Annotated in this window: 23 protein-coding genes and 1 tRNA gene; 14 read left to right on the top strand and 10 right to left on the bottom strand. The window is 34.1% G+C overall.

Going from position 1 to position 24,426, the window contains the following annotated elements; translation table 11 throughout:
- Positions 1–14: 14 nt before the first annotated feature.
- Genes GM3709_RS11625 through GM3709_RS11610 form a run of 4 tightly spaced genes read right to left on the bottom strand, consistent with a single transcriptional unit; the run spans position 15 to position 2,570 of the window.
- Positions 15–896, bottom strand: a complete 882-nt coding sequence (locus GM3709_RS11625; protein ID WP_066119523.1) for an NAD(P)-dependent oxidoreductase — start codon at positions 894–896, stop codon at positions 15–17.
- Positions 893–1,600 carry a bifunctional 2-polyprenyl-6-hydroxyphenol methylase/3-demethylubiquinol 3-O-methyltransferase UbiG gene (locus tag GM3709_RS11620; RefSeq protein ID WP_071828107.1) on the bottom strand — a complete coding sequence of 236 codons (708 nt, stop codon included), beginning with the start codon at positions 1,598–1,600 and terminating at the stop codon, positions 893–895. Before GM3709_RS11620 ends, GM3709_RS11625 begins: the two co-directional genes overlap by 4 nt.
- Positions 1,601–1,617: 17 nt before the next feature.
- Positions 1,618–2,355, bottom strand: coding sequence for a WbqC family protein (locus GM3709_RS11615; protein ID WP_066119517.1), 738 nt, complete (start codon positions 2,353–2,355; stop codon positions 1,618–1,620).
- The gene (locus tag GM3709_RS11610; RefSeq protein WP_066119515.1) at positions 2,352–2,570 is read right to left on the bottom strand and encodes a DegT/DnrJ/EryC1/StrS family aminotransferase; all 219 of its coding nucleotides are present in this window, start codon (positions 2,568–2,570) and stop codon (positions 2,352–2,354) included. The genes GM3709_RS11615 and GM3709_RS11610 overlap by 4 nt, the downstream gene beginning before the upstream one ends.
- Positions 2,571–3,138: 568 nt before the next feature.
- Between GM3709_RS11610 and GM3709_RS11605 the strand changes: the two genes are divergently transcribed.
- A complete protein-coding gene (locus GM3709_RS11605) occupies positions 3,139–5,028 on the top strand; it encodes a DNA-directed RNA polymerase subunit gamma (RefSeq protein ID WP_066119513.1) in 1,890 nt (629 codons plus the stop codon).
- 244 nt (positions 5,029–5,272) lie between these two features.
- Entirely contained in the window at positions 5,273–5,926 is a 654-nt protein-coding gene (locus GM3709_RS11600; protein ID WP_066119511.1) for a phosphate ABC transporter permease, read from the top strand.
- 239 nt (positions 5,927–6,165) lie between these two features.
- Here GM3709_RS11600 and GM3709_RS11590 read toward each other — a convergent pair whose 3' ends face one another.
- Positions 6,166–7,404 carry a GAF domain-containing sensor histidine kinase gene (locus GM3709_RS11590; protein WP_066119507.1) on the bottom strand — a complete coding sequence of 413 codons (1,239 nt, stop codon included), beginning with the start codon at positions 7,402–7,404 and terminating at the stop codon, positions 6,166–6,168.
- Positions 7,405–7,474: 70 nt separating this feature from the next.
- Positions 7,475–7,999: a type IV pilin protein gene (locus tag GM3709_RS11585; RefSeq protein ID WP_066119505.1), complete on the bottom strand. Its 525-nt coding sequence runs from the start codon at positions 7,997–7,999 to the stop codon at positions 7,475–7,477.
- 147 nt (positions 8,000–8,146) lie between these two features.
- Here GM3709_RS11585 and GM3709_RS11580 point away from each other — a divergent pair.
- From GM3709_RS11580 to pyrR, 5 genes are all read left to right on the top strand, one after another.
- Positions 8,147–8,220 (top strand) — tRNA-Pro (locus GM3709_RS11580).
- A gap of 559 nt (positions 8,221–8,779) precedes the next feature.
- Positions 8,780–9,094: a DUF6825 family protein gene (locus tag GM3709_RS11575; RefSeq protein ID WP_066119503.1), complete on the top strand. Its 315-nt coding sequence runs from the start codon at positions 8,780–8,782 to the stop codon at positions 9,092–9,094.
- 139 nt (positions 9,095–9,233) lie between these two features.
- On the top strand, positions 9,234–10,934 hold the full coding sequence (locus GM3709_RS11570; RefSeq protein ID WP_066121884.1) for an AarF/ABC1/UbiB kinase family protein: 1,701 nt from the start codon (positions 9,234–9,236) through the stop codon (positions 10,932–10,934).
- Positions 10,935–10,967: 33 nt separating this feature from the next.
- The gene (locus GM3709_RS11565) at positions 10,968–11,696 is read left to right on the top strand and encodes a PP2C family serine/threonine-protein phosphatase (RefSeq protein ID WP_066119501.1); all 729 of its coding nucleotides are present in this window, start codon (positions 10,968–10,970) and stop codon (positions 11,694–11,696) included.
- Between the two features lie 75 nt (positions 11,697–11,771).
- Entirely contained in the window at positions 11,772–12,305 is a 534-nt protein-coding gene (pyrR, locus tag GM3709_RS11560) for a bifunctional pyr operon transcriptional regulator/uracil phosphoribosyltransferase PyrR (protein ID WP_066119499.1), read from the top strand.
- A gap of 226 nt (positions 12,306–12,531) precedes the next feature.
- Here pyrR and cbiM read toward each other — a convergent pair whose 3' ends face one another.
- The 3 genes from cbiM to GM3709_RS11545 all read right to left on the bottom strand — a co-directional run bounded on the left by cbiM (position 12,532) and on the right by GM3709_RS11545 (position 15,659).
- Positions 12,532–13,170: a cobalt transporter CbiM gene (gene cbiM, locus GM3709_RS11555; protein ID WP_066119497.1), complete on the bottom strand. Its 639-nt coding sequence runs from the start codon at positions 13,168–13,170 to the stop codon at positions 12,532–12,534.
- 33 nt (positions 13,171–13,203) lie between these two features.
- Complete coding sequence (gene ald, locus GM3709_RS11550) at positions 13,204–14,295, bottom strand: alanine dehydrogenase (protein WP_066119495.1); 1,092 nt, start codon at positions 14,293–14,295, stop codon at positions 13,204–13,206.
- A gap of 218 nt (positions 14,296–14,513) precedes the next feature.
- A complete protein-coding gene (locus GM3709_RS11545; protein ID WP_066119494.1) occupies positions 14,514–15,659 on the bottom strand; it encodes a citrate synthase in 1,146 nt (381 codons plus the stop codon).
- A gap of 474 nt (positions 15,660–16,133) precedes the next feature.
- Here GM3709_RS11545 and GM3709_RS11540 point away from each other — a divergent pair, with 474 nt between their 5' ends.
- The 4 genes from GM3709_RS11540 to psb34 all read left to right on the top strand — a co-directional run bounded on the left by GM3709_RS11540 (position 16,134) and on the right by psb34 (position 19,779).
- Entirely contained in the window at positions 16,134–16,592 is a 459-nt protein-coding gene (locus GM3709_RS11540; RefSeq protein WP_066119492.1) for a CBS domain-containing protein, read from the top strand.
- 68 nt (positions 16,593–16,660) lie between these two features.
- Positions 16,661–17,323, top strand: coding sequence for a phycobilisome degradation protein NblB (gene nblB / locus GM3709_RS11535; RefSeq protein ID WP_066119490.1), 663 nt, complete (start codon positions 16,661–16,663; stop codon positions 17,321–17,323).
- Between the two features lie 300 nt (positions 17,324–17,623).
- Complete coding sequence (locus GM3709_RS11530) at positions 17,624–19,441, top strand: protein kinase domain-containing protein (RefSeq protein ID WP_066119488.1); 1,818 nt, start codon at positions 17,624–17,626, stop codon at positions 19,439–19,441.
- Between the two features lie 161 nt (positions 19,442–19,602).
- Positions 19,603–19,779, top strand: a complete 177-nt coding sequence (gene psb34 / locus GM3709_RS20200) for a photosystem II assembly protein Psb34 (protein ID WP_144439437.1) — start codon at positions 19,603–19,605, stop codon at positions 19,777–19,779.
- A 190-nt stretch (positions 19,780–19,969) separates the two neighbouring features.
- Here the strand turns inward: psb34 and GM3709_RS11525 are convergent, their stop codons facing one another.
- Positions 19,970–21,427, bottom strand: coding sequence for a glycoside hydrolase family 13 protein (locus GM3709_RS11525; RefSeq protein ID WP_066119486.1), 1,458 nt, complete (start codon positions 21,425–21,427; stop codon positions 19,970–19,972).
- 108 nt (positions 21,428–21,535) lie between these two features.
- Here GM3709_RS11525 and GM3709_RS11520 point away from each other — a divergent pair, with 108 nt between their 5' ends.
- The 3 genes from GM3709_RS11520 (at position 21,536) to lpxA (ending at position 24,298) form a co-directional block, all read left to right on the top strand.
- On the top strand, positions 21,536–22,816 hold the full coding sequence (locus GM3709_RS11520; RefSeq protein ID WP_066119484.1) for a hypothetical protein: 1,281 nt from the start codon (positions 21,536–21,538) through the stop codon (positions 22,814–22,816).
- Positions 22,817–22,919: 103 nt separating this feature from the next.
- Positions 22,920–23,399 (top strand): 3-hydroxyacyl-ACP dehydratase FabZ, encoded by a 480-nt coding sequence (gene fabZ, locus GM3709_RS11515; RefSeq protein ID WP_066119482.1) that lies wholly within the window; start codon positions 22,920–22,922, stop codon positions 23,397–23,399.
- A 110-nt stretch (positions 23,400–23,509) separates the two neighbouring features.
- Positions 23,510–24,298 (top strand): acyl-ACP--UDP-N-acetylglucosamine O-acyltransferase, encoded by a 789-nt coding sequence (gene lpxA, locus GM3709_RS11510; protein ID WP_066119479.1) that lies wholly within the window; start codon positions 23,510–23,512, stop codon positions 24,296–24,298.
- The last annotated feature ends 128 nt before the right edge of the window (positions 24,299–24,426 follow it).

Genomic DNA, 24,426 nt, shown 5'->3' with positions numbered 1-24,426 from the left:
ATTTTCCATAACTTTTAGAGAACATCGAGAGGACCAAAATTTTCAGCAAACCCTGACTGATGAATCATCGCTATACCCTGAGCCATACTAATGGATAGTTTATGCTGTAATCGCTCAAAAATAGAAAGGTCTTCAGGGAAGAATATAGCACGAAACGGTTTCTTCTTCATATCAATTATAATCTGACCACCACAACCAAATTCACGATAAGCTAACTCAGCCATCTCGGTGGTGTCTAATGATTCATAATGGCAAACGGGCCAACACCCTGTAATATGAGCTTTTGCTGATAAAATCATCAAACAAGCGGCTTCACTGACATGGAGAAAATTACGTTTGCCTTTAGATGCGGGAAGATGTAAATCTAGCCCACGAGAGGCATAAGCAATAATGCGGCCAAACCAAGGCTGATGATGGCAACATAGACCTTCAGTATCATATAGCTGGGAAAAGCGAAGACTACAAAATAATCCCTCTTTTCGCTTCATGCCCCATTCTAAGATTTGTTCTGCTTGGGCTTTTGATAACCCATAAGAACTCAATAAGTTGGTAGCCTCTAATCTGGGATAAGATGACATTGAACCGGCATAGACCACGTGAACACATTCCAGTTGTTGCATTAACTTAAGTACATTTAATGAACCAATTGTGTTAGTGAGAAAATTTGTTTGTGTGCCTTCAAAAGTATCATCACCAAATGCTGAAGCACAATGAAAAATAACATCGGCTTTATAATTAGCACAAATACTATAATGGAAAGGTTTTACAAGGTCTAATATAATATCATTGTTTTTAGACCTTCCCACACTGATAACAGTGATACCTTGTTGCCCTAATTGTACAGCAAGCGTTTTGCCTAGCATAGAATTGGCACCGACAATGGCAACTGTTTTCATTCAGGAATAATCTCCATCAGTAAACCAACGCAAAGATCAGGAAAGTTGATCCCTACTTTCAACATAGCATCAAGATTCGCTTGAAAATCAGGTAAAGTTTTTAACACAGCAAGAGGAAGAGGTTTGAGATAAATTCCTTCTTCATAAGTGACATGATAGCCATTTTTTTTTAGTCTGGTGTGCAAGGTATCTCGACAGAATTGTCTCTTGTGGCCAAGGGCTATATCATTATCATTGAGAGAATAAATATCATCAATAAGTCCCAATTCAAGACCGAGCCTACGATTGAGTGACTTAGCATTGGGTACAGCTATATAAATCTTGCCACCGGGCTTTAGAAATTCACGATATCGAACTAAAATCAAATCTGGATCATCTACGTGTTCAAGGACAAAACCCATTATTATAACGTCGAAAGGCTCTTCTGGAGTATATGTTTCAAAGTAACTTAATACAATTTCACCCTGAAAAGTGGGATGATTCCCTTTAAATTGATCAATAACTGCGGAGGCACCATCGACAATGACGTGTCTTGAACAAGACTTAGCAAATAGTTCGGCTGTAAAACCATGACCTAGTCCAAGTTCTAAAAGTGATTCAGCCCAACCAAAACGAGTGCAGATTCTCTTGGGATACCAGTGCAATATAAGATCATTTTCTAAGTGGGTGGCTGCATTTGGTTGAGTATATTCTGAAGATTCCATATTAAAATCTCGTCTCATTATTCCTCCTGCTTAATATCTTTTTGACTATTCATAAAATCTTTCCAATATAGTGTTGATGAATTAATGTATTTTATTCCTTCCTTACCGAGATTAGCAATTAAGTCTAACACTGAAACATAAGGTGTAAAGTTTCCATACAATTGATCGTAATGCAATTTTTGATAATTCATATATTCAACTCTAATCCCCTCTTTTTCAAATAATTGATGATCTAAATAATTACTAGCTCCATGACCAGTAATATAAATATCGCCATTAAAATTTTTGACGATTTCTAGTAATTTCATTGAACTTTGAGCTTCTATCTGTAAATAAGATGATTGTTGAAACTGAGTATCAATATCAAAATAGTTAGCTATTTTTTCTATTGTTAGGATATTCAATACAGATAAATTGTCAATATCTAATTTATAAATATTATTAACAAGATCAAACATTTCTTTAAAAAAAGGAGTTTTTGAATAATTATGTTTTAATATATTCAAATGTTTTTTACGCCAATCTTGACTACTATCAATAACAACATTATTTATTAGTTGTTTTCCATTCCTTTTAATGGGAACTGATAGCCATTTTATTCCATCATAAGTTTTTACTTGTACCCTAGTTATAAAACTTCTACCTAAAGGTAATTGAACATCATCATAATGAATGTAAGTATCAGCTAATTTAATCTGTTCAAATAATCCCACCCAGGGAAAAAACATTGGTTGAGAAATAACAATTTTTTTCATAACAACTTTACCCCCATTCCCATGTGTAAAGCCCCTGTACAACTAGAAGTGGCAATCGCATATTTAACTCCTAAATGTTGTTTGAAAGCCTCCTCAAAGCGATTGATATATTCGTAACAGCGATCGTTCCAACCGTTTCTAGAGGCATCCGCAGCATATTCAACTTCTAACTCGGTAATTGATGGTTTGGTATAATAAATTTTCAGTTTGACCATATTTTAATTATTGACTCATCCTAAAATGATTTCAGCAGGAGAAAATTAAGATGAGTTAATTCTTTGAATCTATCGTTTCTATAAAGAATCTTATCTTATTAACATAATTCTTTTAATTAAGATTATTTAACTAAGTGATCACATCCTCGAAACATTGAAAATTTAAGATACTTTTTCCTAACGATTCTAATTGTCCAATTGATAGGTTGTTAATACAGATAATGACACCACGCAAGAAGTTACATATAATTTGATGGAAAATAAATAAATCCTTCTCTGTGTTATCCTGTATTGTTTCTACCGACAAAAAGCTATGTGAATTTTATTAGGGTTTATTATGTTAAAACAACGAAAACTATTTTCTTATAGCTAACAAAACCCTCAAGGATTCATATTTTGTCTGAATTACGATCGTTTTTTCATTTAAGTAACAAAGTCCTCTTAAGAGCTTTAGAGATTTTTTGTAGGAAAAATGATATTATGGATCTCCGTGACTAATAATTGAATTGCATATTAAATTATAAGCTAACGGAATATAATTAAAGGGTTGAGTAAGCTCGGAAATCGCATGAATCATCAACAAGAGAGACAGTTCGACTACGTTAAAATTGGCATTGCATCCCCCGATCGTATTCGAGAATGGGGACAAAGAACACTACCTAATGGCATTGTGGTAGGAGAAGTAACCACTCCAGAAACTATTAACTATCGTACCCAAAAGCCAGAAATGGACGGGTTATTTTGTGAGAAAATTTTTGGTCCTTCTAAGGATTGGGAATGTTGGTGTGGAAAATACAAAAGAGTACGTCACAGAGGTATCGTATGTGAGCGTTGCGGTGTAGAAGTAACCGAATCAAGAGTTCGTCGTCATCGTATGGGTTATATTAAATTAGCCGCCCCTGTCACCCATGTTTGGTATTTAAAAGGTATTCCTAGCTATCTCAGTATTTTGTTAGATATGCCTTTGCGGGATGTAGAGCAAGTAGTTTATTTTAACTCTCATGTAGTTCTTGATCCAGGTAATGCTACTAACTTGAGCTATCGTCAATTACTATCTGAAGATCAATGGATGGAAATTGAAGAACAAATTTATGCAGAAGATTCAGAGTTAGAAGGGATTGAAGTTGGTATCGGTGCAGAAGCAGTTGAACGTCTTTTACAAGAAATACAGCTTGAAGAGGAAGCAGAAAAATTAAGAGAAGAAATTAATGGTAGTAAAGGGCAAAAAAGAGCGAAATTAATCAAAAGATTACGCTTAATTGATAATTTTATTGCTACAGGATCTAAACCGGAATGGATGGTATTAAGTGTTATTCCTGTCATTCCGCCTGATTTGCGCCCGATGGTGCAGTTAGATGGTGGACGTTTTGCTACTTCTGACTTAAATGATTTATACCGTCGTGTTATTAATAGAAATAACCGTTTAAATCGTTTACAAGAAATTCTCGCTCCTGAAATCATTATCCGTAACGAAAAACGAATGTTACAGGAAGCCGTTGACGCTTTAATTGATAATGGCAGGCGTGGGAGAACTGTCGTTGGTGGTAATAGTCGCCCTCTCAAATCCCTTTCTGATATTATTGAAGGTAAACAAGGACGTTTCCGTCAAAACTTACTGGGTAAACGGGTTGATTACTCTGGACGATCGGTAATTGTAGTAGGCCCTAATCTTCAGATATATCAATGTGGATTACCTAGAGAAATGGCGATCGAGCTTTTCCAACCTTTTGTTATCAATCGTTTAATTCGTTTAGGTATTGTAAATAATATCAAAGCGGCGAAAAAAATGATCCAAAAAGCAGATCCCAGTATTTGGAAGGTTTTAGAAGAAGTTATTGCAGGACACCCAGTACTTTTAAATCGTGCGCCTACTCTCCACCGTCTTGGTATTCAGGCTTTTGAACCTGTACTGGTGGAGGGAAGAGCAATTCAATTACATCCTTTAGTTTGTCCTCCTTTCAATGCTGACTTTGACGGAGATCAAATGGCTGTCCATGTTCCTCTTTCGATCGAAGCACAATCGGAAGCAAGATTATTAATGATGGCTTGTCATAACATTTTATCTCCAGCTACAGGCAAACCAATTATTGCACCATCTCAAGATATGGTTTTAGGTTGTTATTACTTAACGGCAGAGAATCCTGCCGCAGTCAAAGGAAAAGATACCTATTATGGCAACCTTGATGATGCTTTACGCGCCTATGAACAAGGTTTAGTCGATTTACATGCCTATATCTGGGTACGCTTTGAGGGAGAAGTAGATAGCGGTAAAGGTGGCAATGAATTGCAAAAAGAAGAAACCTTAAGCGATGGTAGTGTTTGGAAATATTACCAAGGACATAAAGTTCGTGAAACCGCCGAAGGTGAACAAATTGCTCAATATGTACATACTACTCCTGGACGTATCATTTACAATAAAACCATCATCGATGCTTTAGACTTCGATTTAGTTCACTAAATTAATTAGGAATTAGTAATTTGAGTAATGGTGAATATAGCAATTCTCTGATTTATAAATTAGATTTCAATGCTACTAAATCCCTCTATCCTCTTGCTTAAGGGCATTTCCTTTAATAAGCGACATGGGGCTAGGTAGGATCAAAATAGTTTATTGATTCTCAGAAATCGTCTAAATTAACACTCAGAATATTTATTGACTCATCATTAAATTATTAATTACTAATTTCTAATTCCTAATTATCATGTTGATTCCACTGAAACAAGAAGCTATTAACGACTTGATTCCTCCCATTGCAACGGGGAGTCAATATAGTTACTATTGGGCAAATTTTGCAACTCTTTTAAAGAATTTATTTATCTCCCTTGTGGGAGTTTTATTTTTTTGGTTGTTGGGATCATTTTTTGGTAGAGCAGGAGATAATTTATCTTTAATATTTAGAATGATTGCAGGTTTATATTGGTTGTGGAGTCCGATATATTGGGCAAGTGTTCGCAACGGCAAATTTCGCCGTTATCGTTATATTAGTTTTTGGCGTGGTAAAGTTTTAGATGTTTACTTGACAGAAGAATTAGTTAAGGAAGAATCGGCGATCGATAAGTTAGGTAGAGCTATTATTGTAGAAAATCGTCGTAAACTATTCAATATGGAAATAGGAGATAAAAGCGGATTTCGGGCAACCATTACCACCCCAAGACAAAGAATTCATAAAGTAGTCGATCGAGGTCAAGCAGTGGAAGGGTTATTATTATCAAATGATCCAGATTTTATGCGTATTGCACAAATTACAGATGTTTATATACCTCGTCATAAACTGTGGTTAGGGGATTATCCTTATATTCGCCGTGATATTTTCCTAGATTTGCGAATTCAATTAATGAAAATATACGGTAGATAATCTCATTTTTTTAAGAATCTTCCCGATCAATAATTTTAAGTTATATTTATTTGTTACTTCACCTGAGCGAGCTGTAAGAAACTTTGAAAAATAAGGGTTTAAGAAGCAATAGTTGATCTAAATTTCCCCACCAAAAAGAATTAAATTTAATAAATAAGTGTGTAAAATTAATTTGACTATAACTATATTTTAAATCAATTATTATTACTTTTCCCTGTTCTCTATCTTCACCGATAATTTTATAATTCATTCAGGTGACTTCGAGGAACTGTAAAACTAAAAGTTGAACCTTTACCAACTTCTGAGTTAACCCAAATCTTCCCACCGTTTTTCTCTACAAATTCTTGACATAATAATAAGCCTAATCCCGTACCCGTTTCTCCACAAGTTCCTTCTCGACTACTGCAAGATTCGATTTTAAAAAGTTGATCTATTTGTTTGGATGTCATTCCTACTCCCGTATCGGTAATATCCACTTGGACTAAATCTTTTTTTTGTTCAAGGATTTTGATCTCAATTTCTCCCCTTTCACGGGTAAATTTTATGGCATTAGAAATTAAATTTTGAATAGTGGAAGTTAACATATTATTATCGCCGTAAACTTTAGGAGAAAATTCACTACAGAATATATTTAACTTAATAGATTTTTCTTTAGCTGTAGATAAAAAAATAGCTACTATAGTTTGTACAAGATTATAAATATCAATGCTTTGAGGTTGACATTTCATTTTTCCTGTTTCTAGCATCGACCATTGTAAAAGATTTTTTAGTAACTTAAAGTTTTGTTGTCCAGAACTATGAATATCATTGGCTAAATCTTCTATTTCTTCAAATGTCATGGTTTTAACATTATCTTTTAGTATTTCCGTAAAACCTAAAAGAGTGTTAAAGGGTGCTTTTAAATCATGAGAAATAATAGAGAAAAATTTATCTTTACTAGCGTTTAATTCTTTCAATTCCTCGGAATACTTTTGCAACTTTTTGAAAGCAATTCTCAATTCTAATTGAGTGATAATTTGTTTCGCTAAAATTTTTAAAGCGTTTAATTGTTGGGAAGTTAATTTTTTAGGTTCCGAATCAATAGTACAAAGAGTACCTAAAGCATAACCATCGGGAGTGATTAATGGTGCGCCAGCATAAAAACGAATGTGGGGAGGATTTTCCGTTACAAGAGGGTTATCAAAAAATCGATCGTCTTGAGTAGCATCTTCTATTAATAAAATGTCATCATCAAGAATAGCATGGGCACAAAAAGCCAAATCTCGAGGAGTTTCTGTTCCGGAAATCCCCATACTAGATTTAAACCATTGACGATCAGTATCAATCAAACTCATAAGTGCGATCGGAGTTCCACATATAGAGGCGGCTAACTGAGTAATTTCATCATAAGTTTGTTCAAATTCTGTATCCAAGATGTCATATCTCATCAAAGCCTTAATTCGCTCTTGTTCATTTTCAGGTAATGGGGCAACTTTCATAAGCGATCTTTCTTTAAATAATCCTTTTTACCTATTTAACGGTAACTTTATTTTACAAGATTTAATCATGTCATTGACAAGTAACATCAAAGGTTCCTAAACTCAAAATTAAATCATCATCATAAGTATCATAAAGTCCTCCTTGAGTAAAAAGAATTGTATTAGTTGCACTATCACGTTGTTGATTTTTTCCGAAAAACACTATCTGAATATAACATCTTCCCCCCGGAGCATTAATACTGTCGTAATCATAAATTGAGTTAAAAGGTATCTTATTTTGAGTACTAATGGGAAAACAATTAATTCCAGAAGGTCTATTATTACGATTTACATCGGGCGGAAATACTTGTCTTTCAAAATGATAACTTCTCAATTCATCAGCTACACAATCCATGGCTAAAATAGCTTCTGTATAACGTGCTTTATCTATTTGTCTGAGTAAATTAGGATATGCGATCGCAGCTAAAATGCCAATAATAACAGTAACAATTAAAATTTCCAATAAAGTAAATGCTTTTTCTTGACAATCTGAACGAAAATACAAAAAAAAAGTTTTCTGCCATAGATTAATAATATCTTTGTGTTTACTATCCATAACTCTTAATTCTTTTGAAAAACCCTGTTATTGAGTAAGATTACCCAAATGAAAAGGAGATAATAACAAAAGAGACTCTTAGATTTACTTAAGTTGAATGAAGTTGCAGAAAAATATTAATTGGGTTATGATGGATAAGGTTTTAAACGGGATGTAGCGCAGCTTGGTAGCGCGCCTGCTTTGGGAGCAGGATGTCGCAGGTTCAAATCCTGTCATCCCGATTTGTTCCGAAAAAATTCCCCCTAACGCTTTCCCTAAATTATTAAAATTTTTGATGTTTTTTGTTTTTACGGTCGTTATTTTTACTCTAATCTAGTGAGATAATAAACAGTTCTATTATGAAACAGGTTATTATTATTTGATTTTTGGGTTAAGATTATTATAACAAACTACACTCAAAATGTAGCGACTTCGGTTCTGCTAGTTCGGGTCTCGTTCCGCCCATTCTCTACATTTATTGACCTGTAATTGTAATTGTCATCAGATGATTAAAAAAATATTGAATAAGTTTTTTTCGTTATTTTCAACTAAGAATATCCAAAATAGAACTTTATTTGTCTCTTATCTTTTAGTGAAGGATATGTGATTTTTTTTACTTTACAAAAAATTAGTTTAAAGTGTATTAATCTCATTTTAAACGATGCAACTAGGAGACAGGGGAAATTTTGTGTTTAAATAGTTACATTGTAATATCAGATTATGATCTCAATGAGTATAATTCATTCCAAACTGAGAAAATAAAGATATAATTTGTAACAAAAGCGTTAAGAAATATTGCAAATGAGTAACCCATTAACAGAAGCATTTATTCTCGGTAAAGCCTTCGCCGAAGTTGTCACAGAAAAAGTAGAAGACAGCTTAACCCATATCCTCAGCGATATTGGTAAATTTGACGCGGAAACTAGACAAAGATTAGAGGAGTTTGCTAGAGAGGTAAAAGCTAGAGCTGAAGCTCAAAAACAAAAAACTGATAACCCGACTACTATCACGGTAACGGCTGATACCACTGTTGATTTACAAGAATTATTAGACGAGTTAAGGGCGGAAATTGCCCGTTTAAAAGCAGAATTAAACAATTATCGTCAAAAATCATAGTAAAGAGAATCAACAATTAACAATTAAAAAATAAGCAATAATATCAACTTTTTCACTAAATCACATTAAAAAAATATCAGTGTCATCAGCATATTCTAATCCGCAAAAATATTTACCCTCTAATCCAGATTTTACTCCTATGCCCTTAAATAATAAACCAGAGGCGGGGAAAAAAGTTTATCGTTGGAATCGGGAAAATTATTCTCGTTTTCGTCGTCGTGTAGATATTTGGACTTTTGTTTTAATTCTTCTATTCAAACTCTGGCGTAATAGTAAAAAATGGACTTATGCTAATGGTTATACCGAGGAAAAACGATCGAATCGTCGTCGTATTCAGGCTGGATGGATTCGAGAAAATTTATTGGAATTAGGGCCTACTTTTATTAAGGTAGGTCAACTTTTCTCTACTCGTGCGGATATTTTTCCCGTGGAATATGTAGAAGAATTATCAAAGTTACAAGATCGAGTTCCAGCTTTTAGTTTTGAACAAGTTACTGCTATTATTGAAAAAGATTTAAGTAAATCCGTTAATAAATTATTTCGTAGTTTTGATCCCACTCCTTTAGCCGCCGCCAGTTTAGGACAAGTCCACAAAGCACAATTATACTCAGGGGAAGAAGTTGTCGTTAAAATTCAACGCCCGGGATTACCACAGTTATTTACTATTGATTTAGCCATCCTTAAACAAATTACTCGCTATTTTCAAAATCATCCTCGTTGGGGAAAAGGTAGAGACTGGTTAGGTATTTATGAGGAATGTTGTCGTATTTTGTGGGAGGAAACAGATTATTTAAAAGAAGGACGTAATGCAGATACTTTTCGCCGTAATTTTCGGAGTGCTGATTGGGTGAAAGTACCAAAAGTTTATTGGCGTTATACTTCTCCTAGAGTTCTTACTTTAGAATATATGCCGGGTATCAAAATTAGTCACTATGAAGCCTTAGAAGCGGCAGGACTTGATCGAAAAATATTAGCGAAGTTGGGGGCGAGGGCTTATTTACAACAGTTGCTCAACGATGGTTTTTTCCATGCGGATCCTCATCCAGGTAACTTAGCTGTCGCGGTCGATGGTGCTTTAATTTTCTATGATTTTGGCATGATGGGACAGTTAAAAAGTAACGTCAAAGAAAAACTTATCGAGATGTTATTCGGTATTACGGAAAAGAATGCAGATCGAGTAGTTTCTGCTTTAATAGACTTAGAAGCCTTAGCGGTAATGGATGATCCAGGCCCTGTGCGCCGATCGGTACAATTTATGTTAGACAACTTCATGGATAAACCTTTTGAGGAACAATCCATTAGTCAAATTAGCGAAGATTTGTACGAAATAGCCTATGATCAACCCTTTCGTTTTCCTGCGACATTTACCTTCGTAATGCGGGCTTTTTCGACTTTAGAAGGAGTTGGAAAGGGTTTAGATCCAGAATTTAACTTTATGGAGGTGGCACAACCTTTTGCCTTACAAGTAATGAATGATTTTAATAATAACGGTGTTGGAAAGTCAATTTTTGATGAGATTAGTCGTCAGGCATTTCAAGTAAGTAACACTGCTTTAAGCCTTCCAAGACGTTTAGAGGATACAATAGATAAACTAGAACGGGGTGATCTCCGTTTACGAGTTCGATCGTTGGAGTCGGAGCGGTTATTGCGTCGTGTAGCAAGTATGCAAATGACAACGAATTATAGTTTATTTATGAGTGCTTTAATTCTATCTAGTACTATACTGGTTGTTAATGGACTTTGGCAATTAGCGATCGCTGTAGCTATTCTCAGTATTTTTCCGGCTTTTTCCTTATTCCGTTTACTGAGACAATTAGACAAATTCGATCGCAAACTATAATAAAATATTGCAACTAAAAATTAGATTAACTTTATGAAATTTGCATCTACTGGTTTAACCGACCCCGGATTAGTTAGACCTTATAATCAAGATAATCATTACATTGACCCAGAGGGTAGATTTTTTATTTTAGCCGATGGTATGGGTGGTCATGCTGGAGGAGAAGAAGCCAGTCGCATCGCCACACAAGTAATTAAAGACTATTTAGAGGCTAATTGGGACGCACCGATCGAATCCTACGATTTGATCGAAAAAGCCATTTATCAAGCTAATGAGGGGATTTTAGAAGATCAAAGTACTCATCCGGCTAGGGCAGATATGGGGACTACTCTTGTAATGATTGTATTTCGCAATGAAGAAACTTGGAGAGCTCATGTCGGAGACTCTCGTCTTTATCGTCTAAGAGACGGAAAATTAGAACAAGTCACTCTCGATCATACATGGATTTCTCAGGCAATTCGAGCGGGGGAAATCACCCCCGAAGATGCGAAACATCACCCTTGGCGCCATGTTTTATCTCAATGTTTAGGCAGACGAGATTTATACGAAGGTATTGATATTCAACAAATTGAAGAAACTCTCTCTGGCGATCGCTTTTTATTATGTAGTGATGGTTTAACGGAGGAAGTTTCCGATGAATTAATTAGTAAATCTTTAGGTGAACCTGAAAACCTTGAAGAAGCGGCTAGTACCCTCGTGCAAAATGCTAAAGACGGAGGCGGTTCGGATAATATTACCGTTGTTTTAGTCGCAGTGGAATAATGAATAAAAAGTAATAAGTAAGAAGTAAAAAAATTAGAGTGTTCATTCTCAATTCTCCATTTTCAATTCTCTGTTATGTCCAGCCAAATTATCGAAATATTATCGGCAGACGAAATACGTCGTACTTTAACTCGTTTAGCATCTCAAATTGTTGAGGAGGCCTCGGATTTATCTCAAGTAGTGTTACTAGGGATTTATACAAGAGGTGTTCCTCTAGCTTCTTTAATTGCTAATCAAATTGAGGTTATTGAACAGGTTAAAGTACCCGTAGGTGCGATCGATATTACCTTTTATCGAGATGACTTAGATAAAATTAAAACTCGTACCCCAGAAAGAACCCAAATTCCCTTTGATTTGACAGGAAAAATTGTCATCCTCATCGATGATGTTATTTATAAAGGTAGAACTATTCGTGCCGCTTTAAATGCTGTTAGTGAATATGGGCGCCCCGAAATTATTAAATTAGTAGTATTAGTTGATCGAGGTCATCGACAACTACCGATACATCCAGATTTCATCGGTAAATCGTTACCCACGGCTAAAGAAGAACAAGTAAAAGTTTATTTAGAATCGATCGACGGTAGAGATGCCGTAGAATTGATTAAATAATGGTTCATTTGTCAATTTTTGATGTTCATAGGGGTTGAATATTATTGAACCCTATAAGGTTTTAAGCCTTATTTTAACCATTTTTAAAAGAGTCAAAGCTATAGCTATCAAAGTTTATATTAATTATTTTCTATTAATTTGTCATAACTACTGTAGGAGAGCCAAAAAGATAAAATGTAAAGAATAATAAAACATTTAAATATTTTTGTGATTTATTCAGTAAATTCTAATTACTTATTATTTCAGGTTTGACTTTTTCTAAAAAGTTGACTAACATAACCGTTAAAATACCTTCAATTATTCCTTGGATACTATAACCAATTAAAGAAGTTAAAATTGCGGTTTTTTCTGTATCAATATTAAAGTCTGAAGAGATTGTATTTAGTGTAATAAAGACAAAGATTAGTGCGGAAAGAAAGACAGCGATCGAGCCTACAAAAAAAGTCAATATATTTTGAGTAATAGGATTATTAAATAAAGATAATTTTCTTAATGACCAAAGAGAATAAGCCACTAAAGAAGGAATACCCATAATAATAGCATTAATACCGAGAGTCGATAAGCCACCATGTTGAAAAAATACTGCTTGAAAAAATAAGCCGATAAGAATGGCAGGAAAAGCAAAATAACCTAATACCAAACCCATAATACCATTTAATACTAAGTGAATACTAAAAGGTGGAATGGGAATATGAATCAGGGAGGAAACAAAAAAAGCGGCAGTTAATAAAGAGGCTTTCGGTATTTGTTCTTGATAGTCTGGCTGTTTACTAATTTGCCGTAAAGAAAACCAAGTTATTCCCCCTGTAATGGCATAACCAGAAATAGAAATGGCTGGAGGTAAAATTCCATCGGGAATGTGCATGATTATAAATTAGGAATTAATTTTCTATTACTTCTAACTAGCGATCGCAAGATCTGGGAATACTTGTTGTACAGCAGGATGTACTAAACGATGATATTGTACATTTAATCCTTGTGCTAAACTGACATCTTGTTTTAATGCTCCAATACCTTGATTAGCTAATTTTATGATATAAGGTAAAGTATTATTGTTCAATGCTTGAGTAGCAGTACGAGGTACAGCACCCGGAAGATTGGGAATACCTAAATGAATCACTCCTTCTTCAACATAACTGGGATCACTATGGGAAGTTGTGCGTAAAGTTTCAATACAACCACCTTGATCCACTGCTACATCCATAATAACCGATCCATGGGCCATTTGTTGTACTAATTCCCTAGATACTAGAATGGGTGCTTTTCTACCGGTAATTAACACTGCACCAATAAGTAGATCAGCACTTTTGACACTTTGGGCAATATATTGAGAATTGCTGTATAACAACTCTACTCTTGATCCAAAGAGGGTTTCGAGATAAGATAATCGATCGATATTAACATCTAAAATAGTTACTTTTGCTCCCATTCCTACGGCAATTTTAGCCGCTTCTGTACCAACTATTCCCCCCCCTAAAATGACAACGTTTCCCCGTGTTACCCCCGGCATTCCACCTAATAAGATACCTTTCCCTCCTTGTTGTTTTTCTAGGTATCTTGCCCCGATTTGTACCGATAATCGCCCGGCAATGATACTCATAGGAGTTAATAATGGTAGTCGGCCATCGGATAATTGTACTGTTTCGTAAGCGATACCCGTAACACCACTTTTAAGCAAAAATTCTGTTAAAGTACGATCGGCGGCTAAATGAAGATAGGTGAATAAGATTTGTCCAGAGTAGATATACTGATATTCAGAACTCAGAGGTTCTTTAACTTTAATGATTAACTCTTGATTCCATGCCGTTTGAGCATCTACAATGTTAGCCCCTACTTTTTCGTAATCCTCATTCGTAAAACCAGAACCTAAACCGCCATTATCTTCGATAAATACCTGATGATTTTGTTCAATTAGAACTTTTGTACTAGCTGGAGTTAACCCAACCCGAAATTCTCGATCTTTAATTTCTTTAGGGACACCTATTTTCATCTTAATTTTGTGTGAGAATCTTTGACTAATATTCAATTATATAGTGTTTAAGTTAGCAGACAGGTAGAGCAATGGAAAATTGAGAATGTAAAATTCAAAAGAAGACTTACGAGAATTTTAAACTCTCGTTTTATTTAAGTCATCTATATATTATTTAGATCTTGCACCTCTATCATAAATTCTCGGTAACGAGAGGGAAAAGTGACAAGAATTGATTTTTATGATCTCTGTTCGATCGGAATATATACTTGATCATGATCTCCGATATATACTTGAGTAGGACGGAAAATTCTATTAACCACTAATTGTTCTTTCCAGTGTGCTAACCAACCGGCAACCCTAGAAATCGCAAACATGGGCGTAAATAAATCCGATTTAATACCTAATTTGCGATAAACCAAACCAGAGTAAAAATCTACATTAGCATAAATACCTTTATGTCCTAAATTCTCAGCTACGACTTTTTCAACTTCTAAGGCAATCTCATAATACTCGTCATAACCTGTTAATTCAAACAAACGTTCAGCTAACTGTTGTAAGATTTTAGCACGGGGATCTTTTACTTTATAAACCCGATGACCAAAACCCATAATTTTCTTTTTATTTTTGATGCAATCCTCTATGTAAGGACGAACTTTTTCGACACTGCCAATGTCTTCTAACATTGATAAAACTTCTTCATTAGCACCACCATGTAAAGGTCCAGCTAATGTTCCGACGGCGGAAGCTACTACTGCATAAGGATCTGTTAAAGTGGAAGCCGTCACCATTGCGGAAAAAGTGGAAGCATTCATGGTATGTTCGGCATGAAGCATCAAGCAGACATCGAAAATTCGGGCTTCTAAGGGTTCAGGTTCTTTTTCTGTTAACATATAGAGAAAGTTAGCAGAATAATTTAACTGATCACTGGGTTTAATGGGATCATTTCCGTTACGCATTTGAGCAAATGCCGCAACCATCGTCGGAATTTTAGCTAATAATCTAATGACAGCATCTCTAATATATTCTTCTTTGGCTAAGGCACGACGGGAATAAAACAATCCTAAAGCGGCGGCAGAAGTTTGTAAGGCATCCATCGGATGTCCACTTTCTGGAAAACACTTCATCATATCCCGAATATGGTATTTAATTCGACGGTGACGGGTAATGTCATCTTGAAAAGTTGCTAATTCTTCTTTAGTGGGCAATTTACCCCAAATTAATAAATAAGCAGTTTCGAGAAAGGTACTTTTTTGGGCTAATTCTTCAATATTAATGCCCCTATATTCTAAAATGCCGTTTTTTCCATCGACAAAACTGATACTCGATTGAGCAACGGGAATTCCCTCTAATCCGGGTTGATATTCACAGGCTGGTTGTGTCATTTTTATACCTCTACGATCGAATTATAATATTAATTAAAAATAAGTACTCTTTTGGATAAATTGTATATTGTGATTTCAGTTGTTTAAAATTTGATTCAACCTATTTCTTAATGTAAGAGTGCTGTTCATTAAATATACAATTAATTTGCTCCGTTACCCAGTAATGAAAGTAATTGATTCAGGTAAGAACAAAAGTTGTATAAGATACGAAACTGTTAGGAGTTAGCTATTAGCAGTTAGCCGTTAGCCGTTAAGGATTAACCAATAACTCACCTTGGAATAAATTTTAAGGAAACCAATAGCAAAAGTTTCTCTTAGCAACTAAACTAAATTACCCATTACCCATTCCTCATTAAATTATGACGTGGGTAAGTATATTTTCTTACTGAGTATAAATAATTGAAACAAATAAAAAATTCAGACAGTGCATTTTGATACAATTACCAGTGTTAAGAAATTAGAATTAATAAAATTATGAATAAAACTGTTGCTGAGGTGATGACACCTAGTCCTATTACCGTTACACCTCAAACTCCTTTAAAAGAAGCGATCGCCATTTTAGCGGAAAATAAAATAAGTGGATTACCGGTGATTGATGATGATGGGGAATTAGTGGGAGTAATTTCCGAGAGTGATTTAATGTGGCAAGAAACAGGAGTTGAGCCTCCTCCGTATATCATGATTTTAGATAGTATCATCTATTTAGAAAATCCCGGACGTTACGAAAAAGAAATTCATAAAGCATTAGGGCAAACTGTCGGTGAGGTTATGAATGATAAGGTAATTACGATCGAAAGTAATCAACCTGTAAAAAAAGCGGCTCAGTTGCTTCATGATAAACCAGTGCGTCGCCTTCCAGTAGTTAATGATGAAGGTAGAGTAATTGGCATTATTACTCAAGGAGATATTATTCGAGCAATGGCTATGGATTAAACTGTTTAACCATTGACACAGAAAAATATTAATTTTAATCATTATTAACTATTCCCTATTAATTAAATATGAGTATTACACCAGAATCAGTAAGTACATTAATAAATTCCGATAATTTTGGCGATCGTATTCGAGGTATCAATGAATTAAGACAACTAGACAAAGAAAAAGCCTATGAATTACTAATGTCGATCGTGAATGATGCTAATGTGAGAATTCGTTATGCAGCCATTTCTCAGCTAGACACTCTTGGAGATGTTAACCTTGAACAATCCTTAGAAATTCTCTTAGACCGATTATATAACGATTCAGAATCGGATGTTCGAGCCGCTGCCGCCGATGCGATCGCAGGATTAAAAATTACAAAAGCCTTTCCAGACTTAAAAAAAGTATATTATGAGACTGAAGATTGGCTAATTCAATTTAGTATTGTAGCCGCTTTGGGTGAGTTGGGACACCGTGATGGATTTGATTTATTAAAAGATGCTTTACACTCTGACAACGAACTCCTTCAAACTGCTTCTATCAGTGCATTAGGGGAATTGGGAGACGATCGCGCGATCGATTTATTAATTCCTTTTGTGAATAATGATGATTGGCAAATTCGCCACCGTTTAGCACAGGCATTAGGCAGATTTGGAGGGGAAAAAGTACGAGAAATTTTAATGATATTATCTGAAGATAAATCTCTCGCTGTCTCGGAAGAAGCCAAACATTATCTTCTTTTTTAATAAGAGAAAATAATTAATAATTAACAATGTTAGTTTTTATAAAACTTAGATCATTACTTAATAGCTAATCCTAGTAAAAATATAACAAAATTTACTATTTGAAAGTTTATCAATAATTTATGATGGTTATAATGTGAAAAATATAAAAAAGTAACTACTAGAAATAAACTTTATCTTAATTTGTTTTATACATCAAATTTATATCATTTCCAGTTGACACTTAGCCGTTAATCGTTAAGATAGATGATCAATAAATAAATTTATTATTAATTGTCGATCGATAATCGCACATTTGCTCAAATGGAATCTTTAATTGCTGGACGTTATCAAATTGTTAATACTTTAGCTCAAGGAGGTTTTGGGGAGACTTTTTTAGCTAGAGATACTCATATGCCTTCTCAACGGTTAATTGTTATTAAGCGTCTTAAACCGATTAATTCTAACCATCGGGTATCAGCAGAAGTCATTGAAGATTTATTCCGAAAAGAAGCCCAAGTATTAGAAGATTTAGGGCAACATTGCACAGAAATCCCTACTTTATACGCTTATTTTGTGGATAACGATAGATTTTACCTTGTGCAAGAATATGTGGAAGGTAAAAGTTTAGCACAGTTAGGTATTGTTGATTCTTCTCAATGTCACGATATTTTATCCTCTTTGCTTAAAACCCTTCAATACATTCACAGCAAAAAAATCATTCACCGAGATATTAAACCTGAAAATATTATAGTCCGTAGTCGAGACAATAAGCCTGTCTTAATCGACTTTGGTGCGGTTAAAGAAACAATGGGGACTGTTGCCCTAGGTTCAGGATCAATGGTAAGCTCTGTAATCGTTGGTACAAGAGGCTTTATGCCACCAGAACAAAGTACAGGACGTACTATCTATAGTAGTGACTTGTTTGCTCTAGGATTGACCATGATTTACAGTTTAACAGGTAAATACCCGATCGAATTTTCAAGTAATTCATTAAATGGTCAACTAGAATGGGCTGATCATGTGGCTAACTTAGATCCATTATTGCAAAGAGTACTAGAAAAAGCAACGAAAATTGACTTAAGTCAACGTTACACTACCGCAGAACAGATGTATCAAGACTTATATTTAAGTGAAATTAAAACTGTTGCTGTCATTCCTCAAGGTAAAAATATTCCTGTTGCTTTGCCTTTCACAGGGAGAGAATCTCCTACAGTAGCCGTAACAAAGGATCAAATTTATCAAAAACCTCAGTTATCCTCAACACCTAAACCAGTTTATACTCCCAACCCAGTATCATCAAGAAATTATAATTCTCAAGAAACTTCCGTTAGTAAACGACAAAAATCACCATCTCGTAATACTTCTGGACGAGTATCAAAACCTATTCAAGAAAATAGCAATATTGAAGAAAATAAAAATAGTTGGCTACCCTTAATTTTAAGTGCCATGATAGCGGGAGTTACTTTATCTGGGGGATTTATTTTTCTACAATATGTTAAACAAACCCAAGCCGAATTAGCTAATATCGAAAAATTAAAGGTAGAAACAGAAGCTAGATTAGCCCAGCAGAAGCAGAAACTTGAAGAAGAAGCGAGTAAACGTTTAGAAGCGGAAAGATTAAGAAAAAGAGCTGAATCTGAAAGAATTATGGCAGAGGAATTGAGAAGACAGGCAGAAGAAAAAGCTCAAAATAACTCAGAAACTCAACCTGTAACTGATACTCCTAATCCTGAATCTAATCCCGAATCTATTAGTGAATCTAACCCTGAATCTAATCCCGAAGACAATGTGATTCTTGATGAAACGCCACCTATTAACGGTAATGATGCGATCGCAACAATACAACAATTATATAATTTAGTATCTCAAAAACAGTATGACCAAGCTAGAACTATATTTGCTAATCCTGATAACTTAGATCCCAAATTTTTTAATCAATTTAGTCAAATAACCGTAGAAAACTTACAAATTATTAAAGAAGATGAAAAATCGATAACTTTATTAGGGAATAACACTTATTATTATCCCGATGGTTCAACTCAGAAAGAAGAAAGAAACTTTACCGTAGAAAAAATTGATGATTCTTTTAAAATTAGTCATTCTGAATTTATTAAAGTAATAGAAGCTAGAAAGCAATAACTGGTAATAGCACTCGCCAATTGAGAGCCGTTTAAAATTTTGTATTAATTTAAGTTACTTTTTAAAATTTTAAGATAAGTTAAGAATAATTACAAAAACAGTGTAAAATTTAACATGGATGGTTGACTATCCGTTAAATTTAATTATAAGAGGTTAATAATATGCCATATACCACTGAAGACGGTGGGAGAATCAATAATTTCGCCAATGAACCAAAAGTTTATCAAGCTGAACCACCAACCAAAAAAGAACAAAGAAATTATCTTATTTTGGGCATTCTTGGGTTTATTCTAGTAGGGGGAGTAATTGCGATCGCCTTTTTTGCCTCTAATGCCTAGCAAGTAATGGACAATTGATAGTTGACAATTGACAATTAATACAAAAACGATAATATTCCTTATTTTTTGACTTTGTAATATAGTTTAATCTCAGTTGAAAAAACCTTCCATTTACTAAGCTGACTTTAAATAAGATTTTTAAAATTTTTAAGTGGATATTTTCCTAACAATAAGAATAATTATCAATTGTTCAGTTTAGTAAAATTAAGCTATCACGAGGTTTTAACCTTAAAGATAGGATATAATGTTCTGGTATTTTATCGATCAAAAATGAGCCTTCTCCCCAGATAATTTTATTAACATTTTCTTCTAACTCTAAAGTAATTTCTTGTGATTTATTACCTATATTAATTGCTATTATTATCTTTTCTTTATCTAATTCACGACTAAAAATATAAATATTTTCTTGTGCTTTTAATACTTGATATTTACCTCTTCTTAAAGCGGGATATTGATGTCTTAATTTAATTAGTTTTTTGTGGTAATTCCACAAATGTTGATTCCCTTCTTGAAACTCAGGAAAACTACGTCGTGAATCTGGATCTAAACCTCCTTGTAAGCCTAATTCATCTCCATAATAAATACTAGGGGCACCCGGAAACGTAAATAGTAGTAGTGTACATAATTCTACAGTTTTAATGTCATTTCCAGCGATCGTTAATAATCTTGCAGTATCATGACTTGCTAATAAGTTAAGTTGAGTTAAGGTAATTTCCCAATCATAAAGACTTAATAAATATTCTATTTTTTTCTGATATTGTTGAGCATTAATAGCCGGATAAGGATCATAAGGGGGTTTTTCTACATACTCTTTTAAAATACGATCGCCACCACAAAAAGCCATCGTTGCACCCGTAAAAAGATAATTCATTACTCCGTCAAATTGACTACCGTCTAACCATTGACGAGCATCCGTCCAAATTTCTCCGACAATATAAGCATTAGGATTAATGGCTTTAACCCGTGTACGAAATTCCTGCCAAAAACCTTCCTCTTTCACTTCATTTGGCACATCTAACCGCCATCCGTCAATACCTTGATGAAGCCAATATTCTGCCACTTGCATGATATATTCTCTCACCTGTGGATTACGATGATTAAATTGGGGTAAAGCACGGTTATCAATCCAACTCTCATAATTAGCAGGAAAAAAGCCATCATAAGCAGATAAAGGCCATCCTTTAATGTTAAACCAATCTAACCAAGGAGAATTAGGGCCATTTTCAAGAATATCATTAAAAAAGAAGAATCCTCGCCCCACATGATTAAAAACCCCGTCTAAGACTACTTTAATATCTCTTTGATGGGCTTGTTTCAAAAATTCCTTAAAGCTATGATTCCCCCCTAAAAGAGGATCAATTTGGTAGTAATCATGGGTATGATAACGATGGTTACAGGTAGATTGAAAAATAGGAGTAAAATAAATGGCGTTGATGCCTAAATCTTGAAGATAATCTAGTTTTTCGATAATTCCCCAAAAGTTGCCACCTTTATATTTTTGTGGAGTTGGTATAGTTTCCCATGATTCGAGGTTGGAGGATTGCCAATAGTTATTATAAGGGTAAGGGGGATTTCCTTTAGCAAATCGATCGGGAAATATTTGATAAAAAATAGCGTCTTTAACCCAATCCGGAGTATTAATATTCATCAGAATTATTATAAAAAAAGTGTTAGATGTTAGATTTTAGGTGTTAGGTAGCAGGTTAAATTAAAACGGTATAATTAACAGGAAAATTGATTGCTATTATATTAACTAATGAGTAATTTTGACATAGTAATATTATCTAACGGCCCAGGAGAAATAACCACATGGGTTTTACCTGTTATTAAGCAAATTAGAGCAAAATTAGGGAATATTAATGATCAGATTCGCATCTCTTTAATTTTATCACCTTGTCCTCACGCTACGGGTAATGAGGTTAACATTGCTAGTAAGTGGCAAGAAATCGATCGTATTCAGTCAGCAAATAATTTTTTTAGCTTTTTATTATGGGGAAAAACAGCGAATAATTGGGATTGGTATTCGAGGGGTTTAGTTATCTTTTTAGGTGGGGATCAATTTTTTACTTTAGTTATTGCAAAAAGACTGGGTTTTCAAAGTTTAATTTATGCTGAATGGGATGCTCGTTGGTATCGATATATTGATTATTTTGCCGTTATGAATGACGCTGTTATTGAGAAAATACCTGATAAATTTCATCAAAAATGCACTATTGTGGGAGATTTAATGGCAGATATAAGTATTTTAAAAGAAGAAGAAAATAAGACTATTCAAAATAGTATAAAAATTGGATTATTACCCGGTTCTAAGGCTAGTAAATTAACTCAAGGTATTCCTTTTTTAAGCTCGATCGCACAATATATTAATAACAAAAATAGCAATATTGACTTTATTATTCCTCTTGCTCCGACAATTTCTCCAGAAAATTTAGCTAGTTATGGTAATATAAAAAATAATTCTTTAATCGAAAAACTAGGGAATATAACAGTAGAATTAATTGAAGAAGAACAACAACTTTATTTACAAACATCCCAAGGTTTAAAAATTAAATTAATTACTAAATTTCCTGCTTATGAAGAATTAATGAATTGTAATCTTTGTTTAACAACAGTAGGGGCAAATACTGCTCAATTAGGAGCGTTAGCAATTCCGATGATAGTATTAATTCCTTTATATCAATTAGAGGCAATGAAATCATGGGATGGCTTACCCGGAATTTTAGCTAATTTACCCATTATAGGAAATTATTTTGCTAAGTTAATAAACTCGATCGTGGTAAGATTTGCTATAAAAAATAAAAAATTATATGCTTGGCCAAATATTTGGGCAAAAAAAGAAATTGTCCCTGAATTAATCGGTTATTTAACAGTAGAAGAAGTAGGAAATTTAGTATTAGATTTGTTAGAAAATAGAGAAAAGTTAGTTATGATGCAAAAAAATTTACAAGCTGTTAGAGGGAATTCTGGGGCAAGTATAAAAATAGCAGAAATAGTCAGGCAAATTATATTATTAACAGATACTTTTCCCATAATATAGATACTGAAGAAAAGTTTTTGAGAAATTTAACAGTTAATTATTTTACTTCTTCGTGATATTCTAATTAAGGCTCGTTGACAAGTGTCTTCAGGAAATATCATCAATGGAACAAATAGCAGAAAAAGAACAAGATTTAACGAAAAATACTCCGATAACCTTTTCTGTCACGGAAATTCAAGAATTATTACCCCATCGTTATCCTTTTGCTTTAGTCGATCGAATTATAGACTATACAGAAGGAAAAAAAGCTACAGGTATTAAAAATGTCACCATCAATGAACCTTTTTTCCCCGGGCATATTCCGGGAAAACCTTTAATGCCGGGGGTATTGCAATTAGAGGCGATGGCACAAGTGGGAGGAGTGATTTTAACTCTTTTACCCGGTATGAAAGGTAAGTTTTTTGCCTATGCAGGAGTTGATAAAGCGAGGTTTCGTCGCCCTGTTATTCCTGGAGATCAATTAATTATTACAGTAGAGTTACTGTCTTTTAAACGTAATCGTATTGCTAAAATGCAAGGTCAAGGGTTAGTTGATGGACAATTAGTTGTAGAAGCAGAAATGCTATTTTCTCTTATCGATTAATTTTTAATACCTGAATGAGATAAATTGTATATTTAAAAATCCCTTGATTTTTTTTGTCCATTCTCGATTACTAATTTCATCAAATATACCATTAATTTATTTTACGAACTGTGATACATCCTACTGCTATTATTGATCCTAACGCTGAATTAGATCCTACTGTGGAAATTGGGCCTAATGTGGTAATTGGTGCTGATGTAAAAATTGGTGCTAATACAGTTGTCGGTGCAAATGTTGTTATTTCTGGAGCTATTGAAATTGGTTGCGATAATCAAATTTTTCCCGGTGCGGCTTTAGGTTTATCGCCTCAAGATCTAAAATATAAAGGTGCGAAAAGTTTTGTTAAAATTGGCGATCGCAATACCATCCGAGAATATGTTACCGTTAATCGTGCGACGGGAGAAGGAGAAGAAACTGTCATCGGCAATGATAATCTTTTGATGGCTTATGTTCATGTTGCCCATAATTGTATTTTAGGCGATCGTATTGTTATTGCCAATTCTGTTGCCTTAGCAGGTCATGTGGAAGTAGAATCAAAAGCAGTCATCGGTGGTATGTTAGGTATTCACCAATTCGTAAAAGTTGGTAGAATGGCAATGTTAGGCGGTATGAGTAGGATCGATCGAGATGTACCACCTTATATGTTAGTCGAAGGCAACCCCTCCCATGTACGATCGTTAAATCTTGTAGCATTAAAACGTAATAATTTTGAAATCCAAGAAATTTCTTTGATGAAAAAAGCCTACAAAATCCTTTATCGATCAGGCTTAACAATTAATCAAGCATTGAAAGAATTAGAATATTTGTGCGACAACGAACACATAAATCATCTTGTCAAATTTATGGAAACATCTGTTAATGATAAAAATAGACGAGGGTTAATCAACGGTACTAAATAATTTTTATTAAAGTAACTAAATATAGCAATTTTTACCCTTATGAGGTACGCTTAAATCTTTTAATCAGCGAAACTTTAATTTTATTTTTGTACCCCGTAACCATGAAAAACGCTATATTTTAATTTAAG

The organism is Geminocystis sp. NIES-3709, from assembly GCF_001548115.1.
Classification (GTDB): domain Bacteria; phylum Cyanobacteriota; class Cyanobacteriia; order Cyanobacteriales; family Cyanobacteriaceae; genus Geminocystis.
This window is presented reverse-complemented; position numbering and strand designations above follow the sequence as displayed.